Source organism: Collinsella aerofaciens (assembly GCF_005845035.1).
Lineage (GTDB): Bacteria > Actinomycetota > Coriobacteriia > Coriobacteriales > Coriobacteriaceae > Collinsella > Collinsella aerofaciens_I.
In genome coordinates this window covers 1-19,400 of sequence record NZ_SPFO01000003.1, presented here as the reverse complement: position 1 = coordinate 19,400, position 19,400 = coordinate 1, and the positions used below count along the sequence as shown (strand labels likewise).

Here is a 19,400-nt window from a genome sequence, read left to right as displayed (position 1 = left end):
TTTGATCAATAAAGCGCCTATTTCGGCGAAAAATAGCCGTTTACCTGCCTAGAAACAATTTGAGCGGTATACAATAACTGTAACTGTTTCATCCTTAGCGGGATGCCGCATGATGGATATTACCTGCCATCGTGAGGTGTGTCGGTCGCGCACGGCGCGTTAGATGCTCGTGCTCGGTTTGAGGAGGCTGCTATGGCGGGCAAGGGTCGTGCGAGTGTCAACGATATGAAGCGTGTCGAGGTGCTGGTGTTGATGGAGATCGACCAGCAAACCGAAGACAATGGCGGGCCGTATGGTTTCTCGCGCAAAACGCTTGCCGAGCGCGTGGGGGTTTCGCCGTATCGTGCCCGCGCCGCAATCGATCGCTTGGATTCCGAAGGCATGATTGATGTCGTCTCGCGTTATAGCGACGACGGCGGTCAGCTTGCAAATGGCATTTGCCTCACCGAACGTGGCGAGTGGTATCTTGAGGGCGTCCGTACCGGCATGCTCGTTCAAGAAATGCTTGAGGACGAGGCTGCTGATCGATAGCAGCATGTAACCCTTGCCATAGCGACGCCGCCTGGGAAACCGGGCGGCGTTTTGTTTCAAGATTGAGAAATGCAATCGCACGCGAGAAAAATTGCGAACGGTCCGCGGCGCGAGTATTACAATGAAGACCCGTAAGATGTGGATAAACAACTTCTACGGGAAGCGCAGGTAACTCAATATGACCAAGCATGTGTTCGTAACCGGTGGCGTGGTTTCGTCCCTGGGCAAGGGTATCACCGCGGCCTCGCTGGGCCGTCTGCTCAAGTCGCGTGGCTACAAAGTAACGATGCAGAAGGCCGATCCGTATCTGAACGTCGACCCCGGTACCATGAGCCCCTTCCAGCATGGTGAGGTCTTCGTTACCGAGGATGGTTACGAGTCCGACCTGGACCTGGGTCATTACGAGCGCTTTATTGATGAGAACCTGACCCGCGATTCCAACTTTACGACCGGCGCCATCTATAAGAGCTTGATCGCCCGCGAGCGTCGCGGCGACTTTTTGGGCGGTACCGTGCAGGTGATTCCTCACGTCACCAATGCCATTAAGGACAAGTTCCGCCGCATCGAGGAGCAGACCGGCTCCGATGTAGTCATCACCGAGCTGGGCGGCACGATCGGCGACATCGAGTCCCAACCGTTTGTCGAGGCCATCCGTCAGTACCGCAAGGAGGCCGGCCCCGAGAACGTCTGCTATATCCACGTGTCGCTCGTTCCCTATATCGCCGCCGCCCACGAGGTCAAGACCAAGCCCACGCAGCATTCCGTCAAGGAGCTCCGCAGCTTTGGCATCCAGCCCGATATCATCGTGCTGCGCTCCGACCACCATATCGATGACGCTATCCGCGGAAAGATCGCAAGCTTCTGCGACGTCGACACCGATTGCGTCTTTACCAACGAGGACTGCGCGAGCATTTACGATGTTCCGCAGCTGCTTGCCGAGCAGGATTTTGACCTGCGCATTTGCGAGCGTCTGGGTCTGGACCCGCGTGAGCGCGACATGAGCGAGTGGAACGAGTTCCTGCGCAAACAGAACCACGCCAACCATCACGCCGACAAGGTGAAGATCGCCGTCGTGGGCAAGTACACGCAGCTGCCCGATGCGTACCTGTCGGTTATCGAGGCCCTGCACCATGCGGGCGTCTTCTACGATCGCCATGTGGACGTCCAGCTGGTCGACGGCGAGAGCCTCGACGAGCAGAATGTCTCCGAGGTTCTGGGCGACGCCTCGGGCATCCTGGTCCCCGGCGGCTTTGGCAAGCGCGCCCTGGAGGGCAAGATCCTCGCGGCCGAGTTTGCCCGTGAGCACAAGATTCCGTATCTGGGCATTTGCCTGGGTATGCAGGTGGCCGTGTGCGAATTTGCGCGCAACGTCGTCGGCCTTGCCGGCGCCAGCTCCTCCGAGTTCGATCCGGATGGCCCGTATAGCGTCATCGATCTGATGAGCTCGCAGGAGGACGTGACCGAGAAGGGCGGCACCATGCGCCTGGGCGCCTATCCGTGCAAGCTCGCCGCCGATACCCTCGCTCGCGAGGCATATGGCGAGGAACTCGTCTACGAGCGTCACCGTCATCGCTTTGAGTTCAACAACGCCTTCCGCGACCAGCTCGAGGACGCCGGTTTGGTTATCTCGGGCCTGTCGCCCGACGAGCGCCTGGTCGAGATGGTCGAGCTGCCGCGCGACGTGCATCCGTGGTATGTGGCAACCCAGGCTCATCCCGAGTTCAAGAGCCGCCCGACCAACCCGCAGCCGCTGTTCCGCGAGTTCGTGCGCGCTTCGATCGGCCAGCACGAGGGTGTCGACCGTCTGCAGGTGACGCCCATGAACCTCGCTACGGACTAAGGGTGCCGGCGAATAAGGAACATACCGAAGCTACTCCCTCGTCGCTCGCCGTGGCGGCGGGGGAGTATCTCGATTACCTCGCGGTCGAGCGGGGTTTGGCGCGCAACACGATTGCGGCCTATCGTCGTGACCTGACGACGTACTGCGCCTATCTGGAGCGGGCGGGTATTGTGTCTTTTGAAGAGGTGACTCGTCAGGTCGTGGAGGGCTTTGTTGCCGATCGCCGCGATGGGGGCTATTCCGATGCCTCAGTGGAGCGTGCGCTTGCGGCCGTGAAGGGCCTGCATGCCTTTTTGGTGCGCGATGGGGCTGTGGCCCAAAATCCAACGGCGGCGTTGCGCCTGCCTAAAAAGGCTGAGCGTTTGCCGGAGTATCTATCGGTGGAGGATGTCTCGGCGCTGCTCGATCAAGACTTTCCCGAGGGCGAGATGGGCTTGCGCGACCATGCCATCTTGGAAGTGCTCTACGGATGCGGTTTACGTGTGAGCGAGTTGGTGGGGCTCGATGTGGGCGATATCCATATCGACGATGGCTTTGTGCTCGTTCGCGGTAAGGGCTCAAAGGAACGCCTGTCACCGCTGGTGGGAAGCGCGGCGCGAGCTCTGACGCTCTATGTAACTGAGGGGCGTTCCCGCTTGGCGGCCCATGCCCGCGGAACCGAGACCTCGGCGGTCTTTTTAAATAAGAACGGCCGCCGTCTGTCACGCCAGGGCATCCATGCCATCTGTGAGCGCTATGGGCGCCAGGTGGGGCTGGTGGGACTCCATCCCCATACGCTGCGTCACTCCTTTGCCACCCATATGCTTGCGGGCGGCGCAGACCTCCGTGTGCTACAGGAGATCTTGGGACATGCCGATATATCGACCACGCAGGTCTACACGCATGTCGATCGTACGCAACTGACCGAGGTCTATCTGGCGGCGCACCCGCTGGCGCATCGTTAACTCATCGCTGACCTGCAAATTTATAGGTATTTGGGGACGGGCCCCAGATTGCCACGGCGTGCTTTTGCGCGCGCATGGGCAATCTGGGGCCCGTCCCATTTTTCGCCACTTGGCGTCGCGGTGGTGGGCCGCACGTGCCTTGGGTGGGGGAGTTTGGGGACGATGTGAACGGTGTGTAAAGGGACGTAAAAATCGCCTCAAGGTCAACTTGAAGGTTGAGGTTCGCGGGCGTGGTTCTACAGGTGGCATCCCGCCTTTGCTGCAAACACAACATATTGTGTTTTCGAACATATGCTCGGGGGTGTTTTACAACATATTGGGGGTGTAGTGGTGGGGTGGGGTGGGGGAAGGGGTGGGGAAAGGTGTTGAAAAATGGGGCGGTTCCCCATATTATTGATGACGTCGACAGGCGGGGTGGTTCCCCGCGTACGTGCCATCTGAGTAACCGAGGGGAGGGCGCACATGGGAATGACGGGTGCATACGAGCGCAATCTCGATGCAAAAGGTCGTCTATCCCTGCCTGCACCCCTTCGTGAGGAGCTTGGAGAGCACGTTCGCGTGTTTAAAGCCCTGGATGTCGATGCTCTGTACGTGTTCTCTGCCGAGGCCTTCGATAAGTGGGTCGAAGGACTCTTCGCGGGTCGTGAGGGCCACGAGGGTTTTAACCCGCGTGACATCAACGACCAGAAGCTCATGAGGGCGATCAACAAGCGCACCACGTCGATGGATGTGGACAGCGCGGGTCGTATCGGTCTTTCTGAGTCTCTCCGCAAGCAGGCGAACCTCGACCGCGAGGTCACGGTTGTGGGCAACTACGACCACCTTGAGGTTTGGGACCGCGCTACGGCCGATGAGGACGATGATGACGAGGCCCTGCTGGACCTCTTCTTCTCGTAAGGGCAAGGCACGAGTAACGGATGGAGCGTGGGATCTTGACACAAGAATATCGGCATGAACCTGTCATGCTCGGCGAAGTGCTTGAGTCGCTGCAGCTAAAGAGCGGTTCCGTCGTCTGCGACTGCACCCTTGGCGGTGCCGGCCATTCGGTAAAGATGGCCGCGCAGGTGGGGGAGACCGGCCTTTTGCTCGGCGTCGATCAGGACGACATGGCCCTCGAGGCCGCTGGCGCCCGTCTGGACCGCGAGGTTCCCGGCGTACCGCACCAGCTGCTGAAGGGCAACTTCGGCGACTTGGACGAGCTGCTTTGCTCGGCCGAGGTGCCCGGGGTCGATGGCTTCCTGTTCGACTTGGGCGTTTCGTCGCCGCAACTCGATATCCCTGGCAGGGGCTTTTCGTACAACGAGGACGCCCCATTGGACATGCGGATGGATCCGGGTAACAACACCTTAAACGCAGCTGAGGTCATCAACACCTATAACGAACACGACCTCGCCCGGATTCTACGCGTCTATGGCGAAGAGAAGTTCGCCTCGCAGATCGCGCGTGAGATCGTGCGCCGCCGCGAGCATGAGCCGATCGAAACCACCGGTCAGTTTGTCGAGATCATCAAGGCTGGTATCCCCGCTGCCGCTCGTCGGCATGGCGGACACCCAGCCAAGAAAAGTTTCCAGGCCATTCGCATCGAGGTCAATCACGAACTCGATGTGCTCGAGCGAGGGCTTGACGCCGCCACAAGGTGGCTCAACCCGGGTGGACGCATCTGCGTCATCTCGTATCACTCGCTCGAGGACCGTATCGTAAAGAACCACTTTAAGGAGATGAGCCAGGGGTGCACGTGTCCGCCGGAGATTCCGGTGTGCGTGTGCGGCAACGTGCCGATACTCAAGGTCATCACCCGCAAACCCTTGGTTGCCCAACCCGATGAGGTTGCGCGCAACCCTCGGGCGAGATCAGCCAAGATCCGCGTGGCGCAGCGTCTGTAGACGCGACCGCGCGATATTGGACCTCCCGCTCGTACCACAAACGAAGCTTAAACACACTACCAACGTACTCGGGATGGGAGGCGGCATATCATGGGCTACAACACCTCAAACGCAGCACTCGCCTATGATATGAACGCCATGCCCGCCTATCGTGAGGCACCGCAGGCTCCCGTTGCTCCCCGCGAGCAGCGCATGCCGCGCTTTGATGTCTACACCGGCGCGGGCCGTCAGGCAAACCAGGCGGTAAGCCCGGTTTTCATGAGCGTTCTTAAAACGTTTTGCATCATTGCGGCCATCTTCATGACGATCGGTGTCGCCCGTGTGGCGCTCGCCGGCGTTACGGCCCAGGTGCTCAACAGCAACGCCGCGCTTACCAACACGCTCGAGAAGGCGACCGATGAGAGCTCCGACCTGGAGGTCATGCATTCGGTCTATGGTGCCGACACGCGCATTCGCGACCTTGCGGGCGCTTATGGCATGGTGGAGCCCAGCGAGAGCGTTACACTTGACTTTTCGCAGGATGCAGCCGCGGGCGCCAACGCGACCGCGACCGCTCAGTAGCAAGACGGTAGCTGAGTATGACAAATGACTATCGCCGCGGTTCCGATGGGGGCCGCGGTTCTGGACGTCCCTCGTCGCGGGGACGTTCTGGTTATCAAGGAACGGGTCGGCAATCTTACAACGCCGAGCAGTCCCGTGGCAACGACCCGGCGTCGCGACTTCGCGGCTCGGGCGGCCCTCAAGTGCATAACACCAGGTCGCGCAAGAGTTCGTCGACCGAATGGCTCACAGGCGCGCCTCTGCCTCGCCGCAAAGCCGTCATGGGCTTCATCGGGCTTGGCTTGGGCTTGGGCGTCTTTCGCCTTGCCGACTATCAAATTGTCGAAGCCGATAAACTGCGCGAGCGTGCCGATGCGCGCCGCCTGCTTGCGCAGACCCTCTATGCCAAACGCGGCACCATCTACGACCGCAACGGCAACGTGTTGGCGTCGTCGGTCGAATGTCGCAACATCGCCGTGAACCCGCAGCTTGTCGAGGATGTTGACAAGACGGTGTCGGCGCTGGTCAAGGCAACTGGAATCGATAAAAAGACCTGCCGCAAGCTCGTTGAGTCCGATGGAACCTGGGTGTATATCAAGCGCCAGGTGGACGAAGACGATGTTGCGGCGCTGGAGAAGAAGAACCTGCCCGGCGTGCTTTTTGAGCAGGCCATGAAGCGCGTATATCCATACGGCAATCTGGCATCGCAGGTGCTGGGTGTAGTGAATGTAGACAACGACGGCTTGACGGGTCTCGAAAAGCAATACAACAAGCTTCTGACCGGCACGAACGGTTCTCTCGTACGCGAGCGCGCGAGGGACGGCAGCTATATCGCGGGCGGTGCCTATAAAAAGGTGGCTGCGGTCGACGGCGTTGATATCGTGACGACGCTCGACGTCAATATCCAGCGTGCGGCCGAGGATGCCCTGGCAGAGGCAGTTGAGAAGACTAAGGCCAAGAACGGCTCGGCGCTGGTCACCGATCCTACGACAGGCGAGATCTTGGCAGCCTGCTCGTACCCGACCTACGACCAGACCGATCTGGAGAATGCCAAGACCGAGGATATGAACTTGCGCCTGGTCACCGACGCCTACGAGCCCGGCTCGGTTTTTAAGACGCTCGTGGCGGGCGCCGGCTTCGACTTGGGCGTCGTGCGATCGAGTACGTCGTTTGAGGTGCCGGCGAGCATCAAGGTGGGCGACGATACCGTCACCGATGCCGACAAGCGCGACTATGCCATGACCATGGATGTGCGCGAGATGATGCGCCGTTCGTCCAACGTGGGCTTTGTCCTGGTGGGGCGCAAGATCGGTGCCGACGACTTTGCCACCTATGTGGACAAGTGGGGCATCGGTCACAGCTCGGGTGTCGATTTTCCGGGAGAGAGCCTGGGTATCGTCAAGGAGCGTGACCAGTATGACGGCGCCACGCTGGGCTCGATGAGCTTTGGACAGGCACTGTCCGTCTCGCCGATTGAGATCGCACGTGCCGTGGGCGGCATCGCCAACGGCGGCGTGATGATGACACCGCACTTCTATAAGTCCAGCAAAGGCGACGAGAAGGACTGGGGCGAAGGCGAGCGCGCGATTTCTGAGGACGCCGCATCCCAGGTGACATCGTGCATGCAGACGGTCGTGTCCGAGGGAACGGGCGTTGGCGGCGCGGTTGACGGCTATGACGTGGCGGGTAAGACCGGTACAGCCGAACGTGCCGACGAGAACGGCGGCTACCTCAAGGAGAACTACATGTCGTCCTTTATGGGCTTTGCACCGGCACAATCGCCCAAGGTGCTGTGCTATATCACGCTCGACGGAACGCCGAGCGGCTCAGATGCCGCTGCGGTGCCGTTCCAGTCCATTATGGCCAACGCGCTCGACGTGCTGGGTATCCCGCACACGAAGTAGGGGGTTACAATCTTTGGGGCGTGGTTTGTTGTCCCATATGAGGGTGTTCACATGCCCTGCACCACGCATGTGCGGCGCTGGGATACAATACGCCGATAGCATTATTAGGTTTACAGGGGAGCTGCAATGATAGAGATCGCCGTCAACAACCTCGCGGCCGCAACAGGGGCCCGAACCGTGACGGGAGAAGCCGATCGGGTATGCCGCGGGTGCGTTATCGACTCGCGCCAGGTCGAGGAAGGGACGATTTTCGTCGCCTTTCCCGGTGAAAACGTTGACGGCAATGATTTTGCTTCCCGTGCCGTCCAGTCGGGTGCCGGCGCCGTCGTGATGACGCGTGAGCCCGAGGCCGAGCTGGTCTCGCTGGCACAGGACAAGGAATGCGCCATCCTGCTGACCGATGATCCCGAGGAGTTTCTGCTGCGTTTGGCGCACACGTATCGCCTGGAGCTTGGCTGCCTGGTCGTTGGCATTACCGGTTCCATCGGCAAGACGACGACCAAGGACGTGCTCGCCGCCGTGCTCGCCAAGCGCTATCGTGTCTGGGCCACCAAGGGCAATTTCAATAACCTGATCGGCATGCCGCTCACGGTGCTTTCCGCTCCGGCCGATACCGAGGTCCTGGTGCTCGAGATGGGCATGAACCATTTCCACGAGATTGAGCGCCTGTCCCAGTCCGCCAATCCCAACCTTGCCATCGTGAGCAAGATCGGCACCTCTCATATCGGCATTATGGGCAGCCGCGAGAACATCGCCCGCGCTAAGGCCGAGATTGTCCAGGGTATGTGCGCCGCCGGCGACTTCTTGCCGCTGCTGGTTTTGGGCGGCGAGGACGACTTTACGCCGTTCATTCGCGATACGTTCGCCCAGCCTGCTGGTATCGACGTGATGCTGGCCGGCGTCTCGGACGATGATGAGGTCCGCGCCCGCGACATTCGTGTTGATGACGAGGGCCGTCCGGTCTTTACGCTCGATTTTGGCCAGGGTGAGACGATCGATACCATGCTTGCCATCCCCGGCGTGCAGTCCGTCCCAAATGCCGTTAAGGCCGCCGCAGTTGCCTATCGCCTGGGCGTGACGCCCGAGCAGGTCGATGCTGCCTTTAGGGGCCTCACGATCACCGGTCACCGCCAGGAGATCAAGCGCGCCAAGAGCGGTGCCCGCGTCATCGATGACTCCTATAACGCCAGCGCCGAATCCATGGCTGCTGGTCTCGATCTGCTGTGCTCGCTTTCGTGCACGGGGTCTCGCATGGCGATCCTGGGCGAGATGGGCGAGATGGGCGATGAGGCTCCTCGCATGCATGAGCTCGTGGGCGCCTATGCCGCCGCCAAGAAGCTCGACATGCTGGCGTGCGTGGGTGGTGAGCTGGCCCAGCTTATGGCCGATGCCGCGCGCATGATGGGTATGGACGAGGACCGCATCCAGGTGTTCTCCGATTATCAGCAGGTGCTCGACCGCATGGGCGGCGCGCTTGAAAAACATGATGTTGTACTGGTCAAGGGTTCCCGCTTTGTTGAGCTCGACCGCTTTGTGGAAGGTGTGTGCTAGCCCATGTTCGGCAATCCCTCGTATCCAACGTATCAGGCTTTTTTGGGGCTTGGCATCGCCGCTGCCATTGCGCTGCTGCTCATGCCGTGGTGGATCAAGCTGCTCAAGGTCGAGGGTATCGGCCAGCAGGTTCGTGCCGACGGCCCCAAGCGTCATTTGGTTAAGCAGGGAACGCCCACCATGGGTGGCGTTGTCATCCTCGTCGCGATCTCGCTGACCTGCCTGCTGATGGGCAAGCTCACCACCGAGCTCGTGCTCGTGCTGCTCGCCACGCTGGCGACCGGCGTGCTGGGCCTGATCGACGACCTGACCTCCGTTACGCATGGGCGCTCGCTCGGTCTGACGCCTCATGCCAAGATGATCGGCCTAACCATTATCTGTGTCACCTTTACGGTACTTGCCGTCAACTGGTGCGGCGTCGCCCCCGAGATTCGTTTTCCCGGCGGCCTGACGATTGACCTCGGTGTTCTTTCGACCACCATCTGCGGCCTTTCGTTCCCGTGGCTCTACATTGTCTTTTGCTGGCTGATGATCGCCGGTCTTTCTAATGCCGTGAACCTGACCGATGGCCTTGACGGTCTTGCTGGTGGCACCTCCATGATTGCCATGCTCGCCATGGCTGCCATGGCGTTTTTGCACGGAGACGTGAACCTGTCCATCTTCTGCACCGCGTGTGCCGGTGCCTGCTTGGGCTTTCTGTGGTTCAACTGCTATCCGGCGAGCATCTTTATGGGCGATACCGGCTCGCTTGCCCTGGGCGCCGCGTTTGCCTGCACGTCCATCATGACCAACACCGAGGTCGTCTCCCTCATCATCGGCGGCCTGTTTATCGTTGAGACCCTGTCGGTCATGATTCAGGTTGTCTACTTCCACTTTACGCACAAGCGCGTCTTCCTTATGGCGCCCATCCATCATCATTTCGAAAAGAAGGGCTGGGCCGAGACCAAGGTCGTCATCCGTTTTTGGATTATCGCTGCGGCCTTTGGTGCCGTTGGCCTTGCTTTGTTCTTCCAGTTGGGATAGTGGTCTTTCATGCCTCTTGCTGATGTCTTTAGCCTGCTCGTTTTGGGTCAGGGCAAATCCGGTCTCGATGTCGCCCGCTGGGCGCTGGCACATCCCGAGCGCGTAAGCGCCGTTACCGTGCATGGCGGCGGCACCTCTGAGCCCAATGACGCCACGCGTGCGCTCGAGGCTGCTGGTGCGTCGTTTGTCTATGGGACCGAACAGGTCGAGGGCGCCTATGACGTATGCGTGACGTGCCCGGGCATCTCGGAGTTCTCGGGCTTCTTTAAGGCCGGGCGCGAGCATGCCGCCCAGATTATGGGTGAGCCCGAGTTTGCCTATCGCCTGTCGCCCGATAACTGGATTGCCATTACGGGCACCAACGGCAAGACGACCACCACGTCGCTGACTGATTATCTGCTCAAGGCTGCCGGCGAGGCCAGCGTTGCTGTCGGCAACATAGGCGAGCCACCGGTCAACGAGATTGACGGCCGAGCCCACAACGAGTGGTTTGTGGCTGAGCTCTCGAGCTATCAGATTGCTACGACCACCGAGCTCCACCCTCGCGTGGCGGTGCTGCTCAACATCACTCCCGACCACTTGGGCTGGCATAAGAGCCATAAGAACTACGCGCTTGCCAAGATCAAACTGTTTGACAATATGGTCGATGACGATCTGGCGGTTGTCGACGTCGAAGACGCCGGCATTCACGAGTTCGATGAGTACATCTACACGCCGGGTCGTCGCATCTGCAAGGTTGCCTTTGACGAGCCTGAGGGCGAGGATGCCGCCTTTGTGCGCGATGGCAAGATGATCGTGCGTCTGAAGGGCGTCGAGACCCCGCTCATCGCTACATCCGAGCTCAAGATCTCGGGCCATCACAATGTTATCAATGCCCTGTGCGCTGCTACGGCTGCCTTGGCAGTCGGTGCCGATGTCGACGGTGTCTGCCGCGGTCTGGCCTCGTTCCAGCCGCTCGAGCACCGCGTGGAGCCGTGTGGCGAGATTGACGGCGTGCGCTACGTCAACGATTCCAAGGCGACCAACACCGATGCGGTCGAGAAGGCACTGACGGCATTTCCCGATGACGACGTGATCTTGCTGCTCGGCGGCCACGATAAGGGCACGCCGCTCACGGACTTCGCGCGCGTTGTTATGGATAACGTACGCTCGGTCGTCTGCTTTGGCGATGCGCGCGAGCGCTTCACCGCCGCTATGGACGAGGCCGATGTCGATGGCGATGTGGATATCGCCCAGGCGGATGGCCTACGCGACGCCGTGGACGTTGCCCGTTCGTTGTCGAGCCGTGGTGACGTGATCTTACTTTCTCCTGCCTGCTCTTCGTTCGATGAGTTCTCGGGCTATGAGGAGCGCGGCCGCGTGTTTAAGGACTATGTGGCTCAGCTTGCCGCTGCGGCGAAATCACAAATGGAATAGGGGTTGCCGGTGAGAGAGGAGAGCCCCCGACAAGGTATGAGGAGGCCCGACTCGGACCGTGCTTCCTCACGTCGCACCACACCGCGTTCCAGCCGCGGCGGGCAGTCGTTTAGCGAACGCTATATTGCCGGCGTTCCCGCCCGTATCATGCGCCCCCGTTTGATATTCATGGCCTGCTTGTTTACCTTGGTATGCTTTGGCCTGCTGATGGTGTACTCGGCGTCTTCGGTCGAGGCGCTGCACGAGAATGGCTCGGCGACGTTTTTTCTGGGTCGACAGGCCGCGTTTGCCGTGGTCGGTGTTCTGGCACTGATTGCCATCGTGCGCGTTTTGCCGGACAGCTGGTTTGGGGAGGACGTGCTCAGGATCTTCCTCATAGGCATGATAGGGCTACTGTTTCTGGTGTTCTTGGTGGGTAGCGGCAGCCGTGGCGCCACGCGCTGGCTCAACATTGCCGGCATTCAGTTCCAGCCTTCCGAGTTTTTAAAGCCATTTGCCATTGCGTATTCGGCCATCATGCTTGATCGTTTCTTTTCGCCCGGTGGCAACATCAACGAATTCCTTCGCAAGATGGGCATCTACTTGGGCATTTCGCTCTTTCTGATCTTTATCCAGCCCGATTTCGGTACTGTCCTGATCATCCTGTTGACCCTCATGTGCATGGCGTTGTTTGCGGGTCTCGACCCCAGATTTATCATCGGCGTGCTAATCTTCGGCATTCTCGTGATCGTGATTGCGCTTGTCGCAGAGCCGTACCGTATGGTGCGTATTCAGGTTGCCTTGAACCCTTGGGCCGACGAGTATGGTGACGGCTATCAGGCCACGCTTGCCATCATGGCCTTTGCCTCGGGCGGTCTGTTCGGCCGTGGCATCGGCAACTCAACCATGAAGTACTCGTATCTGCCCGAGGCGCACAATGACTACATCCTGGCTATCATTGGCGAGGAAGTCGGCTTTGTTGGAACCGTGCTGTTCTTCTTGGTGTTTGCGATGCTGATCTACTCGGCGTTTCGCATTGCCGAGCAGGCGACCGATCGTCGGGGCGCGCTCATGGCGTCTGGCTCCGCGGTCATTCTCGCGGTGCAGTTTTTGATTAACGCGCTGGGCATCCTCAACGTGTTTCCCATGACGGGCAAACCGTTGCCGTTTATTAGCTACGGCGGTTCGTCGATTATTGTGTCGCTCATGCTTGCCGGGTTGATCCTGCGCGTTTCGTACGAGAGCGCCCGCCGCGATGAGTATGACCGCCGACGTGAGAGCTTTGCCGTTATGGATGAGAGTACCGCCGGCGTGCCCCACGTGCGCGGCGAGCGTTCTTCGCGTAACGGTTTTACCGTCCTGGATGGCTCTGCGACCGAGCCGGCAGCCCGCCCGCGTCAGCGAACGGCGCCGCAAGGTCGTCCTCAGCGCCCCAGCCCTCGCAACGCGGGCGGCGGATATAATCGAATCGATTTGAACTCGGACCCGTCGGCGCGCTTGCGCACCGACGACCAGGGACCGCGTGTACGAAGGGACTACCATGACCGATAAGATGACCGTTGCTATTGCAGCCGGCGGTACGGCAGGACACATCAACCCCGCGCTCGCCTTGGCCGAAGAGCTGCGTGACCGTGGCCACCACGTTGTGTTCGTGGGCCAGTCGCGCAAGCTCGAGGGTCGTCTGGTCCCCGAGGCTGGGTTTGATTTTGTGCCCATTACGGTCACGGGCTTCGACCGCTCCCGTCCTTGGACGGCGCTGACCTCGCTGTGGCGTGTCAATAAGGCCAAGCGTGCGCTCGCCAATCATTTCTCAAAGGTCGGCAAGCCCGATGCCGCCATTGGTTTTGGTGCCTATGTCGAGGTTCCGCTGCTGGGGTGGTGCAAGGGCGCGGGCGTTCCGTATCTGCTGCATGAGCAGAACTCTGTTCCGGGCCTGGCCAACAAGATGATGAATTCCCACGCCGCTCGCGTGTGCATCTCGGTGCCGGCAGCGCGTTCGGTCTTTGAGCGCGAAGGTGACCCTGACCACGTGCTCATGACCGGCAACCCCGTACGTCGCTCGGTGATCGAGGGCGATCGCGCTCGCGGCCGCAAGGCACTTGGCGTTCCCGAGGACGCTACGCTGCTGCTCGTCTTTGGCGGTTCACTTGGCGCCCAGCACCTCAACGAGCGCGTGGCTTCGCTCAAAAACGAGCTGCTTTCGCGCAAGAACCTCTATGTGTTGCATTCGACGGGTGCCGACGGCTTTGAGGAGACCGAGCGCGCTTTGGCGCTGACGCCCGAGGAGGCGAAGCGTTACCGCGTCCAGCCTTACATCGACAACATGGGCGATATGCTGGCTGCTGCCGATTTGGTGCTCTCGCGTTCGGGCGCATCGAGCGTGGCCGAGATCGCTGCGCTCGCCGTGCCTTCGGTGCTCGTGCCGTACCCGCATGCGACTGCCGACCACCAAACCACCAATGCCCGTTATCTGGTCGACGCCGGGGCCGGCGTGCTCTGCGCCGATGCCGATATCGACGGTTCTGCCTTTGCCGATGAGCTGCTGCACCTGGTCGATGACGCGGCGGCACGCGACGCCATGCGTCAGGCGGCGCGTGGTCTGGCTCAGGATAGGGCCGCCGCTCTTCTGGCGGATGCGGTAGAGGGTTTGCGTTAGTTAGACGGGATATCGTCGGTCGCCCTCGCGCTGATGCGGTAGGTGCGGTACAGTTAACGGGTTACAGGCAGTGTTTACGCAAGGAGTACACGAGCACATGGCTGATTCCCAGACTGCAACCTCCGCGCCCGAGTTTAAGAGCGCCCACTTTATCGGTATCGGCGGCGCCGGCATGAGCGGCATCGCCCTCGTTCTGCACGAGCGCGGTTATGCCGTTACCGGCTCCGACCTTAAGACGTCACGCTATATCCGCCAGCTTACCCGCGCTGGTGTGAAGGTGCATGTGGGCCATGAGGCCGCCACGATCGACGAGGTCAAGCCCGACGTGGTTGTTGTCTCCACCGCTATTCCGGAGTCCAACCCTGAGCTCGTGCGCGCTCGCGAGCTGGGCATTCCCGTGTGGCCTCGTGCCAAGATGCTCTCTGCTTTGGGCCACGGCTACACCACCGTCGCTGTTGCCGGCACGCATGGCAAGACCACCACGTCTTCGATGTGCGCCACCATGCTCGACCGCATGGGTCTGGATCCGAGCTTCTTGATCGGCGGCATTGTCGAGGGCTATGACACGAACGGCAAGAACGGCTCGGGCGACTATTTTGTCGCCGAGGCCGACGAGTCCGACAGCTCCTTCCTGTTCCTGAACCCCAACGTGGTCATTGTGACCAACGTCGAGGCCGACCACCTCGATCACTACTCGGGTATCGAGGAGATCGAGGCGACTTTCGCCAAATTCATGAGCCTGGTGGGCGAGGACGGCACCGTCATCGTCTGCGGTGAGGACTCGCATCTGGTCGAGCTCGCCAAGTCGACGGGCCGTCACGTGCTTTCCTACGGCTTTGCCGAGAGCAACGACATCGTCTGCATGCACCCGGATGTCAAGGGCATCCAGAGCGACTTTATCGTTCGCTTTGAGGACGGCACTGAGCACGCTGTGGAGATCAAGAGCAATCCCGGTCGCCACAACATGCTCAACGCCACGGCGGTGCTCACCGTCGCCCATGTTCTGGGCCTTGACATCGACGCCGCCGCCAAGGCGCTCTCGAGCTTTGAGGGCGTCCGCCGTCGCTTTACCCACGTGGGCGATATCGATGGCATCACCGTGGTCGATGATTACGGCCATCACCCCACCGAGATCAAGGCGACGCTTGCTGCCGCTTCGTCGCTGGGCTACAAGCATGTCGACGTCGTGTTCCAGCCGCACCGTTATTCGCGTCTGCAGGCCCTGTGCGACGACTTTGCCGATGCATTTGCCAATGCCGATAAACTGCTGCTGATTGATGTGTTCTCGGCTGGCGAGATGCCCATTCCGGGTGTTACCTCTAAGATGCTCGCCGATACCGTGCGCGCCAAGCATCCTGGCAAGGAGGTCGTGTACTGCTCCAGCCGTCTTGAGCTCAATCAGGAGCTCGAGCAGATGGTGGGCGAGGGCGACCTGCTGCTCACCATGGGTGCCGGTGACGTTACGACCGTCGGTCCCGAGTTTATCGAGTATCTGACTGCCAAGAAAGACGCTTAAGTCTAATGGGTCTGTTTAACGCCGTCATGGCGCTCTCGGGCATGATCGACACGGATGTGATCGAGGACGAGCGCCTTGCGCGTCATACGAGTTATCGTATCGGCGGCAAGGCCGACCTCTTTGTGACGTGCCATAGCTATCATGCCCTTCGCCGCGCCGTGGCGGTGCTCGATCGCGAGCAGGTGCCGTGGGTCATCATCGGCAAGGGCTCCAATCTGCTGGTTGCCGATGGCGGTTATCGCGGCGCCGTCATTTCGCTCGGACGTGAGTTTCAGCGCACGGTTGTTGCCGATGACGGTTGTACGCTGACGGTCGGTGCGGGCGTGATGTTTGCGCGCCTGGTCAACGATGCCCTGTCGCGTAGCCTCTCGGGCCTTGAGTTTGCCGTTGGCATCCCTGGCTCGGTCGGCGGTGCGATATCTATGAATGCCGGCACACGGACCGAGTGGATTGGCTCGCTGGTTGAGGATGTCGTAACGTTTGACCCGGTATCCGGTATCAAACATTATGCGGGGTCCGAGATCACTTGGGGCTACCGCGAATGTAGCCTTCCCCGCAATGAGATCATCCTCGAGTGCGTGCTCAAGCTTAAACCGGCGCCCAAGGCCGACATTCGCGAGCGCATGGAGCGGTACCTGACGAGGCGCAAGCGTACGCAGCCCATGGGTCGCGCATCCTGCGGGTCGGTCTTTCGCAACCCGCCCGATGCGAGTGTGGGCAAGCTTATCGAGGATTGTGGATTAAAGGGTTTTTCGATTGGCGGCGCGGAAGTTTCGCCCGTTCACGCTAATTTTATCGTTAATAACGGAACTGCCTCGGCCGATGACGTTGCCGCGGTTATCAGACATGTGCACGGAAAGGTGAGGGAGGCGTATGGCATCGAGCTCAGACCGGAAGTTAAATTCCTCGGCTTCTAGAGCATCGAAACCCACCTTCCGCCGCGCCGGAGGGCGTTCCGGCGCGCCTGCCAAACCTCAACGCAATACCGTCGCGCATTCTAAGTCTGTCGGGCATGCTCGACAGGCCAGTCGTCCGGTCGTCGGCTCGCAGCTCGGTAATCGTCCGGCCGCAAAAAAGTCCTCGCGTCCCTCGGTGACGTCAAAGCCTGTTATGGGCGCCAAACCTGCCCGTCCCATGGCAACTCCTAAGCCCTCGACGGGAACTAAAGCGCCGCGTCCAGGTCGCACGCTGGGCGCATCGAAACCGCGCTCGCTGACATCGGTGCCGGCTACCGCCAAGAAGCCTTCGGGTAAAAAAAGCGTCAACCCGTTGTCTTCACTTGGGGCGATGGTAAATAAAACATCAGACGCCGCTTCTGTCGTTACAGGCAAAGGCAAAATCGTTGGCGGCGTTCTGGCCGTCTTGGCCGTGCTCGTCGTCGTTGCCATCGTGGTGATTAACTCTGGATTGTTTACCGCCACTGATATTCAGATTCAAGGCAGCGAGCATGTGACGAAGCACGATGCTATCCAGCTGATCGATTTGCCCGAGGGAACGTCGCTTTTTAACGTCGATCCCGACCAGATTACCGAGGACCTCAAGCAGAACCCGTGGGTCTCGGGCGTAGATGTCCAGCGTCAGTTCCCGCATACGCTCATCATTACGCCGATGGAGCGCAAGGTCATCGCAATTGCCTATATCAGCTCCGATGACCTTGCCTGGGCCATCGGGGATGATGACACCTGGATCGCCCCGCTGTCGACGTCGGTCGAAGTGGATGACCAGGGCAACGTCATCACGACGGGGCAGGGCTCAAATACCCTGACCGGCATTGATGCCGCGCTGGCGCTCGCTAAGCACTATGGCGCGGTGTTGTTGACTGATGTCTCGGCGGATGTCGCTCCGGTTTCCGGCCAGGCGGTGAGCTCCAAGGCCGTTAAGGCTGGCTTGGATTATGTGCGTGGTTTTTCGAGCGAGTTCTTGGGACAAGTCAAGGATATTTCCACGCCTTCGGTCGAAGCCATCTCGGCAAACCTCAATAACGGCATTGAGGTGTCGCTGGGCGATTCGGACGATATCGTCAAGAAGGAACGCGTAGTCACCAAGTTGCTTTCGCAGGTAGAGGGCGTAACGTATATCAATGTGCGCTCTCCGGGTAACTATACATTTAGGAACGCTCCGACCTCGTAGCGCTGGTTGATGCTTTGTTGAGGGGCCATACCACGCCGTTTATCTGGTTTGTTTGGTTTTCACGGTCAATTATTTGACTGATACGTTCATAATGTGCAAACATAATACGGTTTACCTTTGCATTTACTTTCAACCTGAAGGTTAATGTGCGCAGGGGTCGACCCATGCTATGGCTATAACCTTTGTTCGGAGGACCGACATGCACGAGACAGAGATCAACAACTACCTTGCCGTCATTAAGGTGGTCGGCGTCGGCGGCGGCGGTACCAACGCGGTCAATCGAATGATCGAAGAGGGCATCCGCGGCGTCGAGTTTGTTGCCATCAACACCGATGCTCAGGCACTCGCGATCTCTGATGCCGATATCAAGGTGCACATCGGCACCGACCTTACCCGCGGCCTGGGCGCCGGCGCCAACCCCGAGGTTGGCCGCAAGGCTGCCGATGAGTCCCGCGACGACATTGCCGAGGCGCTCGCTGGCGCCGACATGGTGTTCATCACCTGCGGCGAGGGCGGTGGCACCGGTACCGGCGCTGCTCCCATCGTTGCCGATATCGCGATGAACGAGGTCGGTGCGCTGACCGTCGCCGTCGTGACCAAGCCCTTCACCTTCGAGGGCCGCAAGCGCAAGAAGAGCGCCGAGGAGGGCATTAAGACCCTCTCCGATTGCGTCGACACCATGATCGTCATCCCTAACGATAAGCTGCTCGACATCGCCGAGAAGAAGACCACCATGCTCGAGGCCTTCGCGATTGCCGATGGCGTCCTTTCCCAGGGCACCCAGGGCATCACCGACCTCATCACCGTCCCCGGTATCATCAACCTGGACTTCGCCGATGTTAAGACCATCATGAAGCAGGCCGGTACCGCCATGATGGGTATCGGTACCTCTTCTGGGGACACCCGTGCCGTCGACGCTGCCCAGCAGGCCATCTCCAGCCCGCTGCTCGAGAGCTCCATCGATGGCGCCACGCGCGTGCTGCTCTCCATCGCCGGTTCCAAGGACCTGGGCATCCAGGAGATCAGCGACGCCGCCGACGTTGTCGCCAACGCCGTCGACCCCGAGGCCAACATCATCTTCGGTACCGTTGTCGACGAGTCCCTGGGCGATCAGGTGCGTATCACCGTCATCGCTACGGGCTTCTCCGACTCCAACGTCAACCGTCAGGACGAGCTCTTTGCTGCTCAGCAGTCTCAGAGCAAGGCCGCTGCCTCCGCTGAGCCGCAGCGCACCGCTCCTGCCACGAGCCCGGCTCAGGCCGCTCCGACCCGCAACGTCGGTGGCACCGAGCTTCCTAACTTCGGCAACGATCAGTTCGAGCTTCCCGACTTCCTGAAGCGCGGTAGCTTCTAAGTCGTTCTTTGCATTGTTGTGCGCAGGAGCGTGTCCGTATGGACGCGCCCTTTTTATTCAAGACTTTAGTCTGCTGGCCGCGCAGCGGCCAGCTTTAAACCACCCGCTACGCGGGTGGAGACAAACGGCTTTA

The 19,400-nt window shown here is 60.1% G+C and carries 16 protein-coding genes; all 16 read left to right on the top strand.

Annotated elements, in window-relative coordinates; all coding sequences use genetic code 11:
- The first annotated feature begins 192 nt into the window (after positions 1-192).
- The 16 genes from FGQ67_RS02030 to ftsZ all read left to right on the top strand — a co-directional run bounded on the left by FGQ67_RS02030 (position 193) and on the right by ftsZ (position 19,267).
- Positions 193-531, top strand: coding sequence for a helix-turn-helix domain-containing protein (locus tag FGQ67_RS02030; protein ID WP_022094205.1), 339 nt, complete (start codon positions 193-195; stop codon positions 529-531).
- Positions 532-709: 178 nt separating this feature from the next.
- On the top strand, positions 710-2,371 hold the full coding sequence (locus FGQ67_RS02025) for a CTP synthase (RefSeq protein ID WP_006234274.1): 1,662 nt from the start codon (positions 710-712) through the stop codon (positions 2,369-2,371).
- Between the two features lie 2 nt (positions 2,372-2,373).
- On the top strand, positions 2,374-3,315 hold the full coding sequence (xerD, locus tag FGQ67_RS02020; RefSeq protein ID WP_171025140.1) for a site-specific tyrosine recombinase XerD: 942 nt from the start codon (positions 2,374-2,376) through the stop codon (positions 3,313-3,315).
- 468 nt (positions 3,316-3,783) lie between these two features.
- A complete protein-coding gene (locus tag FGQ67_RS02015) occupies positions 3,784-4,212 on the top strand; it encodes a division/cell wall cluster transcriptional repressor MraZ (RefSeq protein WP_249934358.1) in 429 nt (142 codons plus the stop codon).
- A gap of 20 nt (positions 4,213-4,232) precedes the next feature.
- Positions 4,233-5,198: a 16S rRNA (cytosine(1402)-N(4))-methyltransferase RsmH gene (gene rsmH, locus FGQ67_RS02010; RefSeq protein WP_117636014.1), complete on the top strand. Its 966-nt coding sequence runs from the start codon at positions 4,233-4,235 to the stop codon at positions 5,196-5,198.
- 90 nt (positions 5,199-5,288) lie between these two features.
- A complete protein-coding gene (locus FGQ67_RS02005) occupies positions 5,289-5,759 on the top strand; it encodes a hypothetical protein (protein WP_138339772.1) in 471 nt (156 codons plus the stop codon).
- 182 nt (positions 5,760-5,941) lie between these two features.
- Positions 5,942-7,642: a peptidoglycan D,D-transpeptidase FtsI family protein gene (locus FGQ67_RS02000; RefSeq protein ID WP_334202474.1), complete on the top strand. Its 1,701-nt coding sequence runs from the start codon at positions 5,942-5,944 to the stop codon at positions 7,640-7,642.
- Between the two features lie 126 nt (positions 7,643-7,768).
- The gene (locus FGQ67_RS01995) at positions 7,769-9,193 is read left to right on the top strand and encodes a UDP-N-acetylmuramoyl-tripeptide--D-alanyl-D-alanine ligase (RefSeq protein ID WP_138339770.1); all 1,425 of its coding nucleotides are present in this window, start codon (positions 7,769-7,771) and stop codon (positions 9,191-9,193) included.
- Between the two features lie 3 nt (positions 9,194-9,196).
- The gene (gene mraY / locus FGQ67_RS01990; protein ID WP_006234262.1) at positions 9,197-10,216 is read left to right on the top strand and encodes a phospho-N-acetylmuramoyl-pentapeptide-transferase; all 1,020 of its coding nucleotides are present in this window, start codon (positions 9,197-9,199) and stop codon (positions 10,214-10,216) included.
- A gap of 9 nt (positions 10,217-10,225) precedes the next feature.
- Entirely contained in the window at positions 10,226-11,632 is a 1,407-nt protein-coding gene (murD, locus tag FGQ67_RS01985; protein WP_138339769.1) for a UDP-N-acetylmuramoyl-L-alanine--D-glutamate ligase, read from the top strand.
- 36 nt (positions 11,633-11,668) lie between these two features.
- Positions 11,669-13,162 carry a putative lipid II flippase FtsW gene (gene ftsW / locus FGQ67_RS01980; protein ID WP_138339768.1) on the top strand — a complete coding sequence of 498 codons (1,494 nt, stop codon included), beginning with the start codon at positions 11,669-11,671 and terminating at the stop codon, positions 13,160-13,162.
- The gene (gene murG / locus FGQ67_RS01975; RefSeq protein WP_138339767.1) at positions 13,152-14,267 is read left to right on the top strand and encodes an undecaprenyldiphospho-muramoylpentapeptide beta-N-acetylglucosaminyltransferase; all 1,116 of its coding nucleotides are present in this window, start codon (positions 13,152-13,154) and stop codon (positions 14,265-14,267) included. Before ftsW ends, murG begins: the two co-directional genes overlap by 11 nt.
- A 97-nt stretch (positions 14,268-14,364) precedes the next feature.
- Positions 14,365-15,783, top strand: a complete 1,419-nt coding sequence (murC, locus tag FGQ67_RS01970) for a UDP-N-acetylmuramate--L-alanine ligase (protein ID WP_138339766.1) — start codon at positions 14,365-14,367, stop codon at positions 15,781-15,783.
- A gap of 5 nt (positions 15,784-15,788) precedes the next feature.
- Entirely contained in the window at positions 15,789-16,700 is a 912-nt protein-coding gene (gene murB, locus FGQ67_RS01965) for a UDP-N-acetylmuramate dehydrogenase (RefSeq protein WP_138339765.1), read from the top strand.
- Positions 16,701-16,893: 193 nt separating this feature from the next.
- Positions 16,894-17,913 carry a cell division protein FtsQ/DivIB gene (locus FGQ67_RS01960; RefSeq protein ID WP_249934357.1) on the top strand — a complete coding sequence of 340 codons (1,020 nt, stop codon included), beginning with the start codon at positions 16,894-16,896 and terminating at the stop codon, positions 17,911-17,913.
- Between the two features lie 199 nt (positions 17,914-18,112).
- Complete coding sequence (gene ftsZ / locus FGQ67_RS01955; RefSeq protein ID WP_022094491.1) at positions 18,113-19,267, top strand: cell division protein FtsZ; 1,155 nt, start codon at positions 18,113-18,115, stop codon at positions 19,265-19,267.
- Positions 19,268-19,400 lie beyond the last annotated feature (133 nt).